Raw genomic sequence first — 17755 nt, forward strand, 5'->3', positions numbered from 1 at the left:
TTATCAGAAATGATGCCTTAAAACAGACCCTGTCACTTCTGATCCGATCCAGTGTATCAATGCGAATGGATGTGCTTTCTAACGAATGCTGTCTCATAGCCGAGAGATTTTACTCGTTCAAGGCTTTGTTGCGTCAGAGTATAGTCAACAAACGGACCTAAAAAGACACGGTGGTTACTTTCTTTGCTATCAACAAAAGTACGCACTGATAAGCTTTGACTTAGTTTTTGCGCTAAAGTTCGCGCATTTTTTTCATTTTGTGTCGATGCCACTTGTACGTAGTACTTATGGCCTGCATCTGATGGTTCTTTACTCTTTGATTTTCCTGGAGTAATGACCTCAATTTTTACATTGGCTGTACCTGTTTGCAGCACACCTAATTTATAAGCTGCCGCATAACTTAAATCAATAATCCGCCCTGTATGGAATGGTCCCCGATCATTGACCCGAACAATAGCCGTTTTGTCGTTATCGGTATTGGTCACTTTCACATAGCTTGGTAAAGGCAGTGTTTTGTGGGCTGCTGTCATCGAATACATATCGTAAATTTCACCATTCGACGTTAAATGTCCGTGGAATTTTTTACCGTACCAAGATGCTTTGCCTGTTTCAGTATACCCTTCAGTATTTTTTATAATATGGTAAGTTTTACCACCAAGTGTATAGTCCTTATTACCACCAAGACTATAAGGCTCATTTTGTGGATGAGCATCCTCCACATGATCTACAGAGATGGGCGCATTTGGCGCCACATCATTATCAATCGAGTATCGTCCAGACGAACTACAGCCGGCCAGTAGCAAAGCTAACATGGCCGAGAATGGCAACAGTAACTTTGTCATTTAGTTCGCCTTTGAAAATGCTTTTCTGTGAGTGTGTATTGACATTAAAATCCCAAATCCTGCAAGTAGTGTCACCATAGAGGTACCACCATAGCTGATTAATGGCAGAGGAACGCCAACAACAGGTAAAATTCCACTCACCATGCCAATATTAACAAACACATAAACAAAAAAGCTTAACGTTATGCTCCCTGCCATCATACGACCAAATGCAGTTTGTGAGTTGGTAGCTAAATATAATCCGCGTCCAATCACAAATAGATAAACAGAAAGTAATACCAACACACCAATCAGTCCCCATTCTTCTGCAATCACTGCGAAAATGAAGTCAGTATGTCTCTCTGGTAAAAATTCTAGTTGAGATTGCGTGCCATGCAACCATCCTTTTCCAAGTAACCCGCCAGAACCAATCGCAATTTTACTTTGAATAATGTGATAGCCCGCACCTAACGGATCGGACTCTGGATTAAATAATGTCCTAACTCGCGTTTTTTGGTAATCGTGCATCAGGAAAAACCACAGCACAGGGATAAAGGCGCCGACAGCAACACAAGCCGCGATAATGTATTTCCAGCTAATACCAGCGAGGAAAATAACAAACACGCCAGAAGCAGCGATCAATATAGAGGTACCAAGGTCCGGTTGTTTTGCTATCAGAATGGTCGGAACGAATACCATCGCGAGCGATAGAACCAATGTACGAAAGTCTGGCGGTAGCTGACGATGACCAATAAAACGCGCCACCATCAGCGGTACTGCTAATTTTAGTAGCTCTGAAGGTTGAAAACGGACAAAGCCCAAGTTCAGCCAACGCTGAGCACCTTTAGATATTTCACCAAACAGCAGAACACCAACGAGAAGGATAACCCCAACAAAAAAGAGTAGAGGAGCCATTCGTTCATAGGTGCGTGGAGGAATCTGAGCAATGCCGATCATGATGCCAAGCGCGAGTAGCATACGCATTGCTTGGCGTTCCATCATTGCCATGTTCTGCCCACTAGCGCTGTACATAATGACCAGACCAAAAAACATCAGTAACATCACTGCAAGAAGCAGTGGTAAATCAATATGAATACGCTGGAAAAATGAGCGGTTCTCTTGAGTAGGATCGATATTCATCATTTGTCGCTCTTTCCTTTACCAAGTAGCATATAGTCAAAGATTTTACGCGCCACAGGTGCACCATGACTCGACCCGCCCCCCGCGTTTTCTAATACAATAGTCACGATTGCTTTTGGATTTTTTACAGGTGCAAATGAAATAAACAAAGCGTGGTCTCGTAAGTGCTCGGCCAGTTCTGCTGCATTGTATTTTTGACCCTCCGCTAAACCAAAGACCTGAGCCGTACCTGATTTACCTCCACTGGTATAAGGTGCACCATGGAATGCGCGGCGAGCGGTACCACGAGGACCGTTGTTCACCAAATACATACCGTGCAGTGCGATGTCCCAGTATTTTTCCGGTACATTTTTTATAGGGGGATAGGTCACGATCTCCGCATCGCGTCGAGTAGAAAATGCGTCACCATTATTGATGGTCGAACGGAGTAAGTGAGGTGCGATGACTTCGCCATGATGTACGAGCACCGACAACGCTTTAGCCAATTGAAGCGGAGTTGCTGTCCAGTAACCTTGCCCGATACCAACAGGGATAGTATCACCCTGGTACCAAGGCTGATGGAATTTTGCATGTTTCCATTCTCTGGTTGGCATATTGGCTTTACTTTCTTCATAGATATCAATACCGGTATAATCGCCAAAACCAAATTTCTTCATCCAAGTCGAAATACGGTCAATACCCATCTCGTATGCAACGTGATAGAAGAAAGTATCGACAGACTCTTCTAAGGCTTTGGTGACATTTACTTTGCCATGTCCCCAACGTAACCAGTCGCGGAAAGGGCGAGTGTTCGAGTTAGGAATTTTCCAATAGCCGGGGTCGTTACGGGTATACGTTGGTGTAATAACACCTTCGGTCAATGCCGACACTGCCATAAACGGTTTCACTGTGGAACCCGGAGGGTAGATACCTAATGTACTGCGGTTAACAAGAGGTCGATCTTTATCATTCAGCAATTTAGCGTACGCTTTTCCTGAAATACCATGAACAAATGCATTCGGGTCATAACTTGGACTGGATACCATAGCAAGAACACCGTTGTCTTTAGGATCGAGCACAATGGCTGAGCCGCGACGTCCGTCTAATAACTTGCTGACATACAGTTGTAAGTTGATATCGATGTTTAACACGATATCTTTCCCTGGAATTGGCGGTACGTACTTCAAGGTACGAATAATGCGCCCTCGACTGTTCACTTCTACTTCTTGATAACCGGCCGTACCATGTAGGACATCCTCGTAATATTTTTCAATACCTAATTTACCGATGTCCCTCGTTGCTTGATAGTTAGCGGTTTTTCCTTCGCGCTCTAAGCGTGACATGTCTTTATCGTTGATACGAGACACATAGCCTAAAACGTGGGTGAGAACGGAACCATAAGGGTAGTAACGTTTCAAAGCTGCAGTGACTTGCACGCCAGGAAATTTGTATTGATTGACTGAGAATTTAGCGACTTGCTCATCAGTTAGCTGAGAAAGTAGTTGGACCGAATCAAAGCGACGTGTACGCCGGCGCTCTTTTTGAAACTCATCAATATCGTCTTGGGTAATGGGCAGTATTGTCTGTAAACGCTTGAGGGTATCGTCCATATTTTTCACCTTTTCAGGGGTGATTTCTAGACTGAATACAGGGCGATTTTCTGCGAGTAGTTTACCATTTCGATCATAAATTAATCCGCGGTTAGGAGAGATTGGGACTATTTTGATTCGGTTATCATTGGAACGGGTTTTATAATCTTGGTATTGATTGACTTGGATATTGTACAAATTACCAATCAATACAATAACTAATAGAATAATGCCAACAAAGGATACTACCGCACGGCTACGAAATAGCCGTGCTTCTGCTAAGTAATCTCGAATTGGGCTACGTTTGCGTAACATCTATGCCTATTCTCGATGGTAAGGGTGATTGGCGGTTATGCTCCACGCTCGATACAGGCTTTCAGCCATCACCACCCGAACGAGTGGGTGAGGGAGCGTTAACGGCGATAAAGACCAAGATTGGTCTGCGGCTTGTTTACATGCTGGAGCAAGTCCTTCTGGACCACCAATTAAGATAGAGACATCGCGTCCATCTAATTTCCAACTTTCCAGTTGACCAGCCAATTGCTCGGTATCCCAACGTTTTCCGGGAATATCGAGCGTAACAATACGGTTGCCTTTTGGCACAGCCGCTAGCATGGCTTCGCCTTCTTTTTGCAAAATTCTTGCAATATCGGCATTCTTGCCTCGTTTACCGGCTGAAACTTCAATGAGATCGAGCGGCATATCGTGGGGAAAGCGACGTTTATACTCTTGAAAGCCTTCCTCTACCCACTTGGGCATTTTAGTTCCAACAGCGATTAATTGAATCTTCAACGCTTAGCTCCAGAGCTTTTCTAACTGGTACATCTCGCGTTGTTCTTCCTGCATCACATGGATCATTGTGGTGCCCAAATCAACAACTACCCATTCTCCCTCGGTTTCACCTTCAATACCAAGCAGATCTAGGCCTGATTTACGAGCTTCACTGGCCACATGGTCGGCAATGGAAGCTACGTGGCGTTTAGAGGTGCCAGTACAAATGATCATAAAATCTGTGATACTAGATTTACCTTGCACATCAATAGTAATGATGTCTTGTGCTTTCATATCATCTGCTTTATCAGCAAGGAATGCGGTTAATTCTTCGCGTTGCAAGTAACTATCCTCTGAAATTTATCGTTGTTCTAAGTAAAAAGAGCGTCGGAGTATACCATACCGATCACTGTATTTATCCGTACGATATTACGTGTTAGGGACATCGTAGCGTATTGAGTCAGTCTTTACTCTTACAGTGGTAACGGTATGTTTGCATCAGTATGACAACACTCAAGGGTGATTTGTTGCAATAAAGGCCAAACAGGTTGCTCATATTGAGTTTTTGTCAATATTTCGCATTGGGCAAGTAATTGCACCAAATGGCGCAGTTTTTTTGTGGAAAGACGCTTTAATGCTGCAGCGTACAGGGGGCGTTTATTTTGCCAGATACGAAATTTTTCCATCACAGAGCCTAAGGGCATTGTCGTTAAAGCTTGCTGCATTTGAACTAATTGCATCAGCTCTTTTTGAATGGTTCGAATCAGGATTATAGGTTCCATATCTTCCGCTTGTAACTGGCGTAAAACGCGTTGTGCACGTTTCTCTTTTCCTTCCAGTAAAGAATCAGTCCAATGAAAAGCGGTGTAGTGGTTATTACGACTTAATGCTTCCTCTAGGCGAATCATCGTGATTTGTCCGTCTGGATAGAGCAACACGAGTTTTTCTAAACTCTGAACGAGGGCAAATAGATTCCCTTCATGCCAATGGGCTAACATTTGCACAGCTTCAGTATCAGGAGTCAGCCCAATCTGTCGGCAGCGAGTGATTACGAATTGTGGTAAGCGACTAATATCTGGAGTTAAACAGTTAACCAAGCAACCTTGATTTGCTATCGCTTTACACCAAGCCGAGTTCTCTTGTGCCTTCGTCAGCCTGCCACCAATAATCACTAACATCACATCAGGATTAAGGCTTTCGACGAGCGTTTTAATTTCTTTACCTATTGCCGCATTGATTCCTGCTTCCGGTAAAGTTAGCTCGATAAGCTGACGATTTGAAAATAAGCTCATTGACTGACAACAGTCGTAGACCTCATTCCAATCTAGACTTGCATCAACGGCAAACCGATGTTTTTCTTCAAACCCTAGGGTAAGAGCTGCTTTTTCAATCGCAATCCGTGATTCATCTAACAGCAGCGGCTCGTTGCCGAAGACCAAATAGCTCGGCAACAGCTGCTTGTTTAATAAATCCGCTAACTTATCTGCGTATATTCTCATGACCAATCAAAGTGCTCAGTCTTAGTCGACAGAATCAGAGTTAGAAAGATCACTGCCTAACTCTTGCTGTTTTTTCTGTTCTTGCTGCTGTTCATGCAGCTCCTTGGTTGTGATCTTATTACCGTCTTTATCCAAATTCATAGTGCCTGCTTCGATGTTCGCTTTTAAGCGTGCCATTTGACGGATAATTTGGCTTGCTGCGAGGTGGCGCATTTCATCTTCAAGTTTGTCTTGTTCGACCGATTTTGCCAATGCACTGAGTGGGTTATCCAAATAGCTTCGTGTCACACTGGTGGTAAAGGTTCTATCACCAATATCAGGGATAGTAACTCGATAACTCGCGGAAAAGGTTAGCTCAATTTCTGCTGCACGAGTGCTTTGATAAAGGGACAGCGTACGATCACTCAGACTTTCACTTAACAGGTGAAGGTTCGGTATATTTTCTGCTGGTGGCACTATGTTAATGTCATTCATACGCAACTGACGAGTGATAATACGCGTAAAGTCGCTGTACTGGTCATAACTGGTAAATGACATCGTATCTAGAGCTTCAGGAACATCATAATCACCACGAAGGTGAAAGCCACAAGCACTCAAAAGAGTGGCAAGAAAAAAGACCAAAGAAAATTTAATTGGAGAAAACTGTGTTAAGCGCATTGGTTATCTATTCTCTATTATCGAAAGACTTAGGTTAATTCACCCAAAGGGAAAACTAACGTAAGGCTTTGCCGTCGTATAACGCCTTAGCTCAGACGCAGGAAAAGTTGCCGCAAGCGGCAACTTTAGTCATGAAGTCTGTCAATGTAAAACCGCAGACCTTAGTGTGTAATCACTTAGTTTGCAACGATATTCAATAGCTTACCAGGAACGTAAATGACTTTACGTACTGTTTTGCCATCTGTGAATTTCTTCACGTTTTCATCATTCAAACCAAGCTCTTCCACTTGTTCTTTTGGCGCATCAGCTGCCACGGTGATTTTACTGCGAAGTTTACCGTTCACTTGAAGGATGATCAGTTTTTCATCTTCAACCAATGCAGCTTCATCGAACGTTGGCCATTGAGCATGGTCTGCATCTTGCTCACCTAGCGCTTCCCACATTTCGAAACAAATGTGTGGAGTAATAGGGTAAAGCATGCGAACGATAGCTTTTAGTGCTTCGTCCATGATGGCACGATCCTGACCTTCCGCCAATGGCGCTTTAGTCAGTTTGTTCATCAGTTCCATGATTGCAGCGATTGCAGTGTTAAATGTTTGACGACGTTCAATATCGTCTGTCACTTTTGCGATCGTTTTATGTACTTCGCGGCGCAGTGCTTTTTGATCTGTCGTTAGAGTTGCAGCATCAAGCGCAGGTACTTCACCGTGTTGAATGTGCTCATTAACCAGTTTCCATACACGACGAAGGAAGCGGTTAGCGCCTTCAACACCAGATTCTTGCCATTCTAAAGTCATGTCGGCTGGAGACGCGAACATCATGAATAAGCGCACGGTATCGGCACCGTACTTATCAACCATTTCTTGTGGGTCAATACCGTTGTTTTTAGACTTAGACATTTTGATCATGCCTGAGTGTTCAACGTCACGGCCAGTGCTGTCTTTCGCTGATGTGATGTGGCCTTTACCGTCACGCTCAACTGTCACGTGAGTAGGTGCAACCCACTCTGTGCCACCTTTCTCGTTCTCGTAAGAGAATGCATCAGCCAATACCATGCCTTGACATAGTAGACGCTTGAACGGTTCATCAGAGGTTACGTAACCGGCATCACGCAGCAATTTGTGGAAGAAGCGAGAGTACAGTAGGTGCATACATGCGTGTTCGATCCCACCCACGTATTGATCGGCTGGTAACCAGTAGTTTGCTTTTTCTGGATCTAAAATGTCATCCGCTTGTGGAGAACAGTAGCGCGCGTAATACCAAGAGGATTCCATAAAGGTATCAAAGGTATCTGTTTCACGTAATGCTGGTTCGCCGTTAAAGGTGGTTTTTGCCCATTCTTTATCGGCTTTAATTGGACTAGTTACACCGTCCATTACCACATCTTCTGGAAGAATGACTGGTAGTTGGTCTGCGGGTACTGGATGAACTTGGCCGTCTTCAGTGGTTACCATTGGGATTGGTGCACCCCAGTAACGCTGACGAGAAACACCCCAGTCACGTAGACGGAAGTTAACGGTCTTCTTACCTTTTCCTTCGGCTTCTAGTCTTGCTGAGATAGCATCAAATGCTGCTTGGAATTCAAGACCGTCGAATTCACCTGAATCAAACAGTACGCCTTTCTCGGTGTATGCTTCTTCAGAGATATTGAGTTCGCTGCCGTCAGCAGGGCTGATTACAGGAATGATATCTAGACCGTACTTAGTCGCGAACTCGTAGTCACGTTGGTCGTGCGCAGGTACTGCCATTACAGCGCCTGTACCGTAATCCATTAGTACGAAGTTAGCGACGTAAACAGGAACCTCACGGCCGTTCAATGGGTGAATAGCAGTAAGGCCAGTCGCCATACCTTTCTTCTCCATTGTTGCCATTTCAGCTTCTGCTACTTTGTTGTTCTTACACTCTTCAATGAAAGCTGCTAGCTCAGGGTTTGTTTTCGCTGCTTCTGCTGCTAGAGGGTGGCCTGCTGCGATACCAACATAAGTCACACCCATTAGCGTGTCTGGGCGAGTCGTGTACACTTCTAGGTCTGCTTGACCTTTCACTTCAAACTTAAGCTCTACGCCTTCAGAGCGACCAATCCAGTTACGCTGCATGGTTTTAACCATTTCTGGCCAGCCATCTAGCTTGTCTAAGTCATCGATCAGTTCTTGAGCGTACTCAGTAATTTTGATAAACCACTGAGGGATTTCTTTTTGCTCCACGATTGCGCCTGAACGCCAACCGCGACCATCAACAACTTGCTCGTTCGCAAGAACTGTCTGGTCAACTGGGTCCCAGTTAACCGTTGACATCTTCTTGTAAACGAGACCTTTTTCGTAAAGCTTAGTGAAGAACTCTTGCTCCCAGCGGTAGTACTCAGGACGACAAGTGGCGAATTCGCGGTTCCAGTCATAACCAAAGCCCAATGATTTAAGCTGGTTTTTCATGTATTCGATGTTTTCGTATGTCCATGGTGCAGGCGCTGTATTGTTTTTCACAGCTGCGTTTTCTGCTGGTAGACCGAAAGCGTCCCAGCCAATTGGCTGCATGACGTTTTTACCTTGTAGGCGCTGGAAGCGTGAGATTACGTCACCGATGGTGTAGTTACGCACGTGACCCATGTGGAGTCGACCACTTGGGTATGGGAACATTGAGAGACAATAGAATTTTTCTTTGTTAGGGTCTTCAGTAGCAGCGAACGTTTCGTTGCTATCCCAGTGCTGTTGAACTTTTTGTTCAATATCTTGCGGGTTATATTGATCTTGCATCGATGATATCCGGTTATCTTGGAATTTGTGAGTTCAATTAGAACTGATACTAATAGATCGTCATAGAATACCTAAAGGTTGACAGCACAACAATAGCCAATCCACTTTGATGGGGGTGACTTATGCCAAAACAGAAACAAGGTTACGAAGCTTTACTCGAAGAAGTCATTGAAACGCTGAAAAAGAGTCCTGATGAAATTTCCAAGATATTGGATAAATCAGAGCAAGTTGTCAGTGCCGCCAATAACTTAACCAAAGATGAGTTAGCATTAATTTCTGAATATGTTAAAGCAGACCTCAAAGAGTTCTCAGATTCTTTTGAAGAGAGCAAAAATGGGCCTTTTTATCTCACAATTACTAATTCTATATGGCAAGGGTTAATGGACATTACCGATAAAACCAAGCTTGAGTGGTTAGAGTTAGGTAAAGAACTTGAACAGCAAGGTGTGTATCAGGTGGGAGATATGATCGGGTTAGGGGTTTTAGTCTGTGAAAAATGTGGGCATAAAACGGAATATATCCATCCCACAGAGGTCATCCCATGTCCGAAATGTGGCCACCAAAGTTTTCATCGTCAGCCGTTAACACCCTAAATAAAAAACCGCAAACTGATGTTTGCGGTTTTATTATGAAACGTTAAACGTCGTTTTGTTCCGTCTTCTCAAGTGACATTGAGTGGTTGGGTGGCGTCTTTTGGCGTCGCCAAGCCCATATCAGACTGATCACTAACCATAAATATAATGGCCATGAGCCCATGACATAATAGGGTGTTTCACCTTCAGTAGGGTGAATATCTGCTCTTAATACACCAGTTTCAAATTGTGGAATGGTGTAGGTCATGTTGCCCAGATAATCGGTGATCGCGGTGACGCCATTGTTTGTCGAACGAATCACAGGCTTGCCCAATTCTAGCGCTCGCATTCGCGCAATTTCCATATGTTGTAATGGACCAATTGAGTGGCCAAACCAAGCGTCATTAGACTGTGTGAGAATAAAATCAGTGGTGTCATTGACGTTTGCGCGGATTTGATCGCCAAAAATAATTTCGTAACACAGCGCTGGGGCAAAAGAGAAGCCATGAGCAATAATATTTGGCTGAATATATCGACCTGCGCTAAACGATGACATGGGGAGATTAAATAATGGCGCAATAGGACGAAGCAGGCTTTCAAACGGGACAAATTCACCAAATGGAAGCAAATGGTGTTTGTGGTAACGAGCGCTCACATCGTAATGATAGCCATCTCCTGGAGTATCCCCTAAGGTAAGAACACTATTATAAAAACGTTTGTGGTCATCGATGTTAATAACGCCGGTAATTATACTGCTGTTATGAATACGAGCAGCGTGGTCAAGATTGGTTAGGAAAGTACCAACCTGAGATTCAATCGCTGGAATCGCCGCTTCCGGCCAGATGATGATATCTGCGTCCCAATTTTGTCGGGTTAAATCGACGTATTTCATCAAAGTTGGCCAACGCTCTCCGGGTAGCCATTTTTTGGCTTGATCGATGTTACCTTGAATAAGCGCAATTTTAGCTACGCGATCAGTGTCTGGGGTTACCCAGTGAGCCGATTTTAACCCATACCCGGTGGCGAGTATGATGAGTGGAATAAGGGCGTAATTCCAATTGCGTTTTAGCCACATATAACAGAACGCAGCTGAGCATATTAAAGTAAGTAAAGTGAGTAACTTAACCCCACCTATTGGCGCAAAATAAGCCAGTGGACTGTTGATTTGGCTGTATCCTAGCCATAACCAAGGGAAGCCAGTAAAAACCCAACCTCGTAACCAATCACAAATTAGCCACAGTGTGGGGGCCGCGAGGAAAAATCGGGTTTGATCGGTATGAGGAAAAAAGCGGTTTAATGCCCAACCAAATAGTGCGGGGTAGAACGCGAGATAAGCGACCAGTAAACTCATCAAAATAATGGTGGCGATCTCTGGCATACCACCAAAGCTGTCAATGCTGACGTGAACCCAGCTTATGCCAGTACCAAATTGACCGAGTCCCCAGCAGAACCCGATCCATCCAGCTTGCTTACGAGATTGATTCTGAAATAACAATAAGAGCAGTAATGGCGAAAGAATGGCTAAGGGCCAAAAATCATAAGGGGCGAAAGCGAGGGTGGTTAAAGCGCCAATAAAAGCGGCCGCAATGGGCCGCTTAAGGCGATGAGTTACAATTTTAATCATCTGCAATTTTCTGAAACTCTACATTTATCAGAGTGGGAAGTTACTCTTCAGTTGCTTCAGCCTGTGCCTCTGTATCAGGAATCGTAACATGAAGCTGCACGACACGGCGGTTATCAGCTGAGGTGACTTTAAAGGTGTATTGACCTATTTCAACAACTTCACCGCGATCGGGTAAGTGCCCAAATGCAGTAGTCACGAGGCCACCAATGGTATCGACTTCGTTATCGTTAAAGTTGGTATTGAAGGTTTCATTAAAATCTTCAATGGTGGTCAATGCTTTAACAGCGTAGGTGTGTTTACTAAGTTTCCGAATTTCAGATTGGTCGTCATCGTCAAACTCATCTTCAATATCACCAACAATTTCTTCGAGAACGTCCTCGATTGTGACAAGGCCAGAAACACCACCGAACTCATCTACGACAATCGCCATGTGATATCGTTCCTCACGGAACTCTTTTAAAAGACGATCGACTCGTTTACTTTCGGGTACAACGACCGCTGGGCGGATAACTTCTTCGATGTTGAAAGGAGAGCTACTTGAGCCCAAGTATTTTAGTAAGTCCTTCGCGAGCAAAATGCCTTCTACGTGATCTTTATCTTCGCTAATGATTGGATAGCGAGAGTGCTGTGCATCAGTGATGAGTGCGACTAGAGCATCTAGGTCATCATTACGATCCACTGTCACCATTTGGGAACGTGGGATCATGATATCGCGAACACGCATTTCAGAGATTTCCATGACACCTTCTAACATATCTCTGGTGTCATGATCGATTAGGTCATTGATTTCAGAATCACGGATGACATCCACTAACTCTTGGCGATCTTTAGGATCACCTTGAAATAGTTGACCTAAGCGCTCAAAGAAGGACTTTCTACTCGGACCTTCAGAACTTTGCGAATTATCTTCGTTCATTGTTTCTCAGTTAAATTATGCTATCAGACGTGTGATAGCTCACATGCTATACCCAAATAACTTCACCAATCAGTATCAAATAAGTGTTTGAGTACTACTATGGCCAGCGCCATATAAAGTCATTTGGGTATACACCTAAATACGCTAGGGGAAAGGTGGCACATCACTAAACAGAGTCTGTTATTGCAATGTACCGCACCTTGGTATCCTGCTAACGGAAAAAGGTAAGCAATAAACTTAAACCTTGCGGTGTTTATTCTTTTTCAGCAGCATAAGGATCTTCGTATCCCATGCTTTGCATGATTTCCGCTTCGAGTGACTCCATGATTTCCGCTTCATCATCCTCGATATGGTCATAACCTAGCAGATGAAGACTACCATGTACAACCATATGAGCCCAGTGTGAGGCAAGGGGCGTATTTTGCTCTTTTGCTTCACGCTCAACAACTTGACGACAAATCACCAAATCACCCAGCAAATCAATCTCCATCCCCGGTGGTGCTTCAAATGGAAAAGAAAGCACATTGGTTGGACGATCTTTACCACGATAGTCGAAATTAAGCTGATGACTTTCCTGCTCATCCACAATCCGGATGGTGACTTCTGCTTGCTCTTGAAAACGATTAACAGCCTCAGTTAACCAGCGAGAAAAATCGGCTTGTGAAGGTAAGTCTGCATCACTTTGACTCGCAATTTGTAAATCTAGCTCGATACTCATGATTACTCGCCAGATTCCTGAATTGCAGTGCGCAGAGCTGCGATTTCAGCTTTTTGTTGCTCGAGCTTTTTCACTTCACGCTCTTCACGGCGGCGCTGTTCGTACTCTTTACGTTCTTTTTGATCTTGAGCTTCCCATTTTTCGTACGCATTGACAATGCGGGCAACCACTGGGTGGCGTACTACATCATCGGCTTGGAAAAAGTTAAAGCTGATTTCATCCACGTCGTTCAATACTTCGATTGCATGACGTAAGCCTGAACGAGCACCACGAGGCAAGTCGATTTGAGTCACATCGCCAGTAATGACAGCACGTGAGTTAAAACCAACGCGAGTTAGGAACATTTTCATTTGTTCCACTGTGGTGTTTTGGCTTTCATCCAAAATAATAAACGCATCATTGAGAGTACGACCACGCATATAAGCAAGAGGCGCAACTTCGATGACGTTACGTTCAATGAGCTTTTCTACACGCTCAAAGCCCATCATCTCAAATAGGGCATCGTATAGAGGGCGTAAATAAGGGTCGACTTTCTGGCTTAAGTCACCGGGTAAGAAACCCAGTTTTTCACCCGCTTCAACAGCAGGACGCGTCAGTAGAATTCGGCGTACTTCTTGGCGTTCAAGTGCATCAACTGCTGCTGCAACAGCCAAGTAGGTTTTACCCGTACCCGCAGGGCCAATACCAAAGCTAATGTCATGAGTGACCATGTTCATTAGGTAATGCGCTTGGTTTGGTGTACGAGGTTTAATTACACCTTTCTTCGTTTTAACAAACACTTCTTTGCCGTGCTCGATAGACGACTCAACGTTTTGTTCGAGTACACCGTGCTCTTTAATCGCTAGGTGAATCTGTTCCGGCTCTATATCCGGAATCTCACCTCGTACGGGGGCCGTGTCAACATATAATGTTTTGATGATATCCAGCGCAGCAGCTGTCGTATGAGGTTTACCGACAATTGTGAAAAGGTTGCTACGGTGGTTAATTTCGACACCTAAGCGGCGCTCGATATGTTTGATGTTGTCGTCGAAAGGACCGCACAGACTTGCCAGGCGGCGGTTATCAGAAGGTTCGAGATTGATCTCTACAGTAACGATTTTATTGCTCAAATTAGCCTCTCAGTTTGTCATTCAAGAATGCCCGATTACGACCGGGCACCTAATGACAGTTTATACGAGCTTAAGGAGTAAAAGTAGCAACTCCTAGCTCATCTTCGCGACGAGTCTTCGCCATCATTTCTGATGGAGAAGTTACAACACGAAGGTCCATCTCTTTTTCAGTACGAATTAATTCACCGCGCAATGAGTTAGGGAAGACATCAACGATGTTTACATCGACAAATTGGCCAATAAGGTCAGCTGAGCCTTCAAAGTTCACAACTCGGTTGTTTTCAGTACGACCGCGAAGTTCCATTAGGTTCTTCTTCGATGGGCCTTCTACCAAAATGCGTTGCTCGGTGCCTAGCATCTGACGTGAGTAACGCATTGCTTGACTGTTGATCTGCTGTTGCAGTTCATACAGACGTTCTTTTTTCACTTGCTCAGTTAAATCACAAGGGTAATCCGCGGCTGGAGTACCTGGACGTGGTGAGAAAATGAAGCTAAAGCTCATATCAAAATCGACATCGCGGATCAGTTTCATGGTGTCCTGGAAGTCTTTATCAGATTCGCCAGGGAATGCCACGATAAAGTCGGAACTGATTTGGATGTCAGGACGAGCTTTGCGTAGTTTACGAATAATCGATTTGTATTCGATTGCGGTATGTGGGCGTTTCATCATAGTCAAAATACGGTCACTGCCACTTTGAACTGGCAAGTGCAAGAAGCTTACAAGCTCAGGCGTATCTTCATATACTGCAATGATATCGTCCGTAAATTCTAGTGGGTGGCTTGTGGTAAAGCGAATACGGTCGATACCGTCAATCGATGCCACTAGGCGCAGTAGCTCTGCAAACGAGCAGATACCGCCATCAAACATTGGGCCACGGTAAGCGTTTACGTTTTGGCCCAGAAGGTTAACTTCACGTACACCTTGTTCCGCTAGTTGCGCAATTTCGTACAACACATCATCCATTGGACGGCTGACTTCTTCACCGCGTGTATAAGGAACGACGCAGTAAGTGCAGTATTTTGAACAACCTTCCATAATGGAGACGAAAGCAGTTGGCCCCTCAGCGCGAGGTTCTGGTAAGCGGTCAAACTTTTCAATCTCAGGGAAAGAAATATCCATGATCGGAGCATGATCGTCACGTGATTGTTTGATCATCTCTGGTAGGCGGTGTAGCGTTTGTGGACCAAAGATAACGTCAACGAACGGTGCGCGTTCACGGATGTGATCGCCTTCCTGAGTTGCAACACAACCACCGACGCCGATAACGACACCCGGTTTTTTATCTTTTAGTGTTTTCCAGCGACCTAATTGGTGGAACACTTTTTCCTGCGCTTTCTCACGAATAGAACAGGTGTTCAATAGTAGGACGTCTGCTTCCTCAGGTTCTTCTGTTAGCTCATAGCCATTCGCAGCGTTAAGCAGGTCGGCCATTTTAGACGAATCGTATTCGTTCATCTGGCAGCCCCAAGTTTTTATTAGCAGTTTCTTACTCATCTCACTTTCGCTCGTTTAATAGTTCATCTGTTTGATTATACCTAAGCCACCTCTATTTGAAGAATAGCAGGAGGAAGAGGCTTAGGTATCGCTTATTTTTACGCCACCCCAAGGTGAGTAAGCGGCGTATTGTACTTCTTTCAAAAGGCACTGACTAGTCATGACACGAAATCTATTAAAAGCATTGTCATATCTGGGTTTTACCCATTGCAAAAGCAAGGTTTTTTTACAAAATAATTCGCAATAATTGATGGGCTACGTACAATACCCACAGAGATGGTTTTGGTTAAGAAATAGGACATATGAAGACATTTGACGTAGTAATAATCGGTGGCGGCATGGTCGGAGCTGCACTTGCTCTTGGTTGGGCGAAACAAGGGCATACGGTCGCGCTGGTAGAAGGGCACTCTCCTCAAAAATTTGCGCCAGAGCAACCGATGGACGTCAGAATTTCCGCTATTTCAAAAACATCTGTTGATTTGCTAAACCAACTTGGCGCATGGGAAGCGATTAAAGCGATGCGTGTTTGCCCTTATCGAGGTTTAGAAACGTGGGAACATCCTGATTGTCGTACACGATTCCACAGTGATGACCTTGGTATTGATCTACTGGGTTATATGGTAGAAAACCGGGTTATTCAGCTTGGATTATGGGCTCAATTTGCACAGCACCCGAATCTCACTCTATTTTGCCCTGAACGGTTAGATTCAATTACTGGTGATGAACGGAAACGCATCACTCTTGAATCCGGTGAAGTGTTAGAAGCTGATTGGGTTGTTGGTGCCGATGGTGCCAACTCCAAGGTTCGTCAATGTGCTCATATCGGAGTGACCGTTTGGGATTATCGCCAACACTGTATGTTGATTAATGTTGAAACCGCAAAGGCTCAACAAGACGTCACTTGGCAACAATTTTTTCCAAGTGGACCTCGCTCTTTCTTACCTCTTAATGGTCACCAAGGCTCGCTAGTTTGGTATGACTCACCAGCAAGAATTCGACAGCTTTCTTCACAGACACCAAATCAGTTACGTGAGGAAATACTGGCTCATTTTCCCGCTGAGCTTGGTGATATAAAGGTTCTTGATAAAGGGAGCTTCCCACTTACTCGTCGTCATGCTCAGAAATATGTGAGTCATGGTTGTGTGTTAGTTGGGGATTCTGCTCATACAATTAACCCATTAGCAGGGCAGGGGGTTAATCTGGGCTTTAAAGATGTGGCAGTGCTGTTAGAAGAAACAGCAAAAGGGTCAGCCCTTACTTTATCTCAATTCCAAGGTTACGAACGCCGTCGTCGCCCAGATAATCTACTCATGCAATCGGGAATGGATTTCTTTTACAAGACGTTCAGTAACGAATTACCGCCACTGAGAGCTGCACGGAATGCATTATTGAAAGTTGCGGAAAATGCTGGACCTATTAAAAAGCAGGTATTGCGTTACGCGTTAGGTCTCTAGGCTACTGTGAATTTGAGTAAAAAAGTACCACAAAAAAACGCTGCGAAAGGCAGCGTTTTTAATGCATGTTAACTAAAAAAACTTATTTAGTTACACGTAGTACTGGTGTTTCACCAACAGTGACAGAACCAGAAAGTTTGTTCAACTCTTTGATTTCATCCATGTTAGAGATAACGACAGGTGTTAGCGTTGATTTTGCTTTTTCTTGAAGAAGAGCAAGATCAAATTCGATAACAGTATCACCAGCTTTTACGCTTTGGCCTTCTTCAGCGATGCGTTTGAAGCCTTCGCCTTTCAGTTCAACAGTGTCGATACCGAAGTGAACGAATAGTTCTACGCCATCGTCAGACTCGATTGAGAAAGCGTGGTTAGTTTCAAAAATTTTGCCGATAGTACCGTTAACAGGAGCTACCATCTTGTCACCAGAAGGTTTGATAGCGATACCGTCACCAACGATTTTTTCAGCGAACACGACATCTGGCACATCTTCAATGTTTACGATTTCACCAGAAAGTGGCGCAATAATTTCGATTGCACCTGCGTCAGCGCTGTCGTCAGAGACTAGCTTTTTAAGTTTGTCAAACAGACCCATTGTGTCATGCTCCTAACGTTTAAAAATATTTCTGTCGAAGTATAGTATACCAATCGAGGACATTAGACG

The 17755-nt window shown here is 44.3% G+C and carries 16 protein-coding genes; 2 read left to right on the forward strand and 14 right to left on the reverse strand.

What is annotated here, in order from left to right; translation table 11 throughout:
- Positions 1-56: 56 nt before the first annotated feature.
- The 8 genes from I1A42_RS04315 to leuS all read right to left on the reverse strand — a co-directional run bounded on the left by I1A42_RS04315 (position 57) and on the right by leuS (position 9206).
- On the reverse strand, positions 57-842 hold the full coding sequence (locus I1A42_RS04315; RefSeq protein WP_161155083.1) for a septal ring lytic transglycosylase RlpA family protein: 786 nt from the start codon (positions 840-842) through the stop codon (positions 57-59).
- Positions 843-1961 carry a rod shape-determining protein RodA gene (rodA, locus tag I1A42_RS04320; RefSeq protein WP_161155151.1) on the reverse strand — a complete coding sequence of 373 codons (1119 nt, stop codon included), beginning with the start codon at positions 1959-1961 and terminating at the stop codon, positions 843-845.
- Positions 1961-3844 carry a penicillin-binding protein 2 gene (gene mrdA / locus I1A42_RS04325; RefSeq protein ID WP_196122760.1) on the reverse strand — a complete coding sequence of 628 codons (1884 nt, stop codon included), beginning with the start codon at positions 3842-3844 and terminating at the stop codon, positions 1961-1963. Before mrdA ends, rodA begins: the two co-directional genes overlap by 1 nt.
- Before the next feature lie 6 nt (positions 3845-3850).
- Complete coding sequence (gene rlmH / locus I1A42_RS04330; RefSeq protein WP_161155087.1) at positions 3851-4321, reverse strand: 23S rRNA (pseudouridine(1915)-N(3))-methyltransferase RlmH; 471 nt, start codon at positions 4319-4321, stop codon at positions 3851-3853.
- Positions 4322-4324: 3 nt separating this feature from the next.
- Positions 4325-4642 (reverse strand): ribosome silencing factor, encoded by a 318-nt coding sequence (gene rsfS / locus I1A42_RS04335; protein WP_196122761.1) that lies wholly within the window; start codon positions 4640-4642, stop codon positions 4325-4327.
- A 131-nt stretch (positions 4643-4773) separates the two neighbouring features.
- Positions 4774-5799 carry a DNA polymerase III subunit delta gene (gene holA, locus I1A42_RS04340; RefSeq protein ID WP_196122762.1) on the reverse strand — a complete coding sequence of 342 codons (1026 nt, stop codon included), beginning with the start codon at positions 5797-5799 and terminating at the stop codon, positions 4774-4776.
- A 21-nt stretch (positions 5800-5820) separates the two neighbouring features.
- Positions 5821-6456 (reverse strand): LPS-assembly lipoprotein LptE, encoded by a 636-nt coding sequence (locus I1A42_RS04345; protein ID WP_161155093.1) that lies wholly within the window; start codon positions 6454-6456, stop codon positions 5821-5823.
- Between the two features lie 176 nt (positions 6457-6632).
- Positions 6633-9206: a leucine--tRNA ligase gene (gene leuS / locus I1A42_RS04350; protein ID WP_161155095.1), complete on the reverse strand. Its 2574-nt coding sequence runs from the start codon at positions 9204-9206 to the stop codon at positions 6633-6635.
- Between the two features lie 122 nt (positions 9207-9328).
- Between leuS and I1A42_RS04355 the strand changes: the two genes are divergently transcribed.
- Complete coding sequence (locus I1A42_RS04355) at positions 9329-9799, forward strand: zinc ribbon-containing protein (RefSeq protein WP_196122763.1); 471 nt, start codon at positions 9329-9331, stop codon at positions 9797-9799.
- 43 nt (positions 9800-9842) lie between these two features.
- Here I1A42_RS04355 and lnt read toward each other — a convergent pair whose 3' ends face one another.
- The 5 genes from lnt to miaB all read right to left on the reverse strand — a co-directional run bounded on the left by lnt (position 9843) and on the right by miaB (position 15640).
- The gene (gene lnt, locus I1A42_RS04360) at positions 9843-11402 is read right to left on the reverse strand and encodes an apolipoprotein N-acyltransferase (RefSeq protein ID WP_161155100.1); all 1560 of its coding nucleotides are present in this window, start codon (positions 11400-11402) and stop codon (positions 9843-9845) included.
- A gap of 40 nt (positions 11403-11442) precedes the next feature.
- A complete protein-coding gene (gene corC, locus I1A42_RS04365) occupies positions 11443-12318 on the reverse strand; it encodes a CNNM family magnesium/cobalt transport protein CorC (RefSeq protein WP_161155102.1) in 876 nt (291 codons plus the stop codon).
- Positions 12319-12571: 253 nt separating this feature from the next.
- Positions 12572-13036 carry an rRNA maturation RNase YbeY gene (ybeY, locus tag I1A42_RS04370; protein ID WP_161155104.1) on the reverse strand — a complete coding sequence of 155 codons (465 nt, stop codon included), beginning with the start codon at positions 13034-13036 and terminating at the stop codon, positions 12572-12574.
- 2 nt (positions 13037-13038) lie between these two features.
- The gene (locus tag I1A42_RS04375) at positions 13039-14145 is read right to left on the reverse strand and encodes a PhoH family protein (protein ID WP_161155106.1); all 1107 of its coding nucleotides are present in this window, start codon (positions 14143-14145) and stop codon (positions 13039-13041) included.
- A gap of 70 nt (positions 14146-14215) precedes the next feature.
- Positions 14216-15640: a tRNA (N6-isopentenyl adenosine(37)-C2)-methylthiotransferase MiaB gene (gene miaB, locus I1A42_RS04380; protein WP_161155108.1), complete on the reverse strand. Its 1425-nt coding sequence runs from the start codon at positions 15638-15640 to the stop codon at positions 14216-14218.
- Positions 15641-15942: 302 nt separating this feature from the next.
- Between miaB and I1A42_RS04385 the strand changes: the two genes are divergently transcribed.
- Positions 15943-17094, forward strand: coding sequence for a 2-octaprenyl-3-methyl-6-methoxy-1,4-benzoquinol hydroxylase (locus tag I1A42_RS04385; RefSeq protein ID WP_196122764.1), 1152 nt, complete (start codon positions 15943-15945; stop codon positions 17092-17094).
- An 82-nt stretch (positions 17095-17176) separates the two neighbouring features.
- On the opposite strand, the gene crr is transcribed toward I1A42_RS04385, so the two are convergent.
- Entirely contained in the window at positions 17177-17686 is a 510-nt protein-coding gene (crr, locus tag I1A42_RS04390) for a PTS glucose transporter subunit IIA (protein ID WP_161155111.1), read from the reverse strand.
- Between the last annotated feature and the right edge of the window lie 69 nt (positions 17687-17755).

The organism is Vibrio nitrifigilis, assembly GCF_015686695.1.
In the GTDB taxonomy this organism is placed as follows: domain Bacteria; phylum Pseudomonadota; class Gammaproteobacteria; order Enterobacterales; family Vibrionaceae; genus Vibrio; species Vibrio nitrifigilis.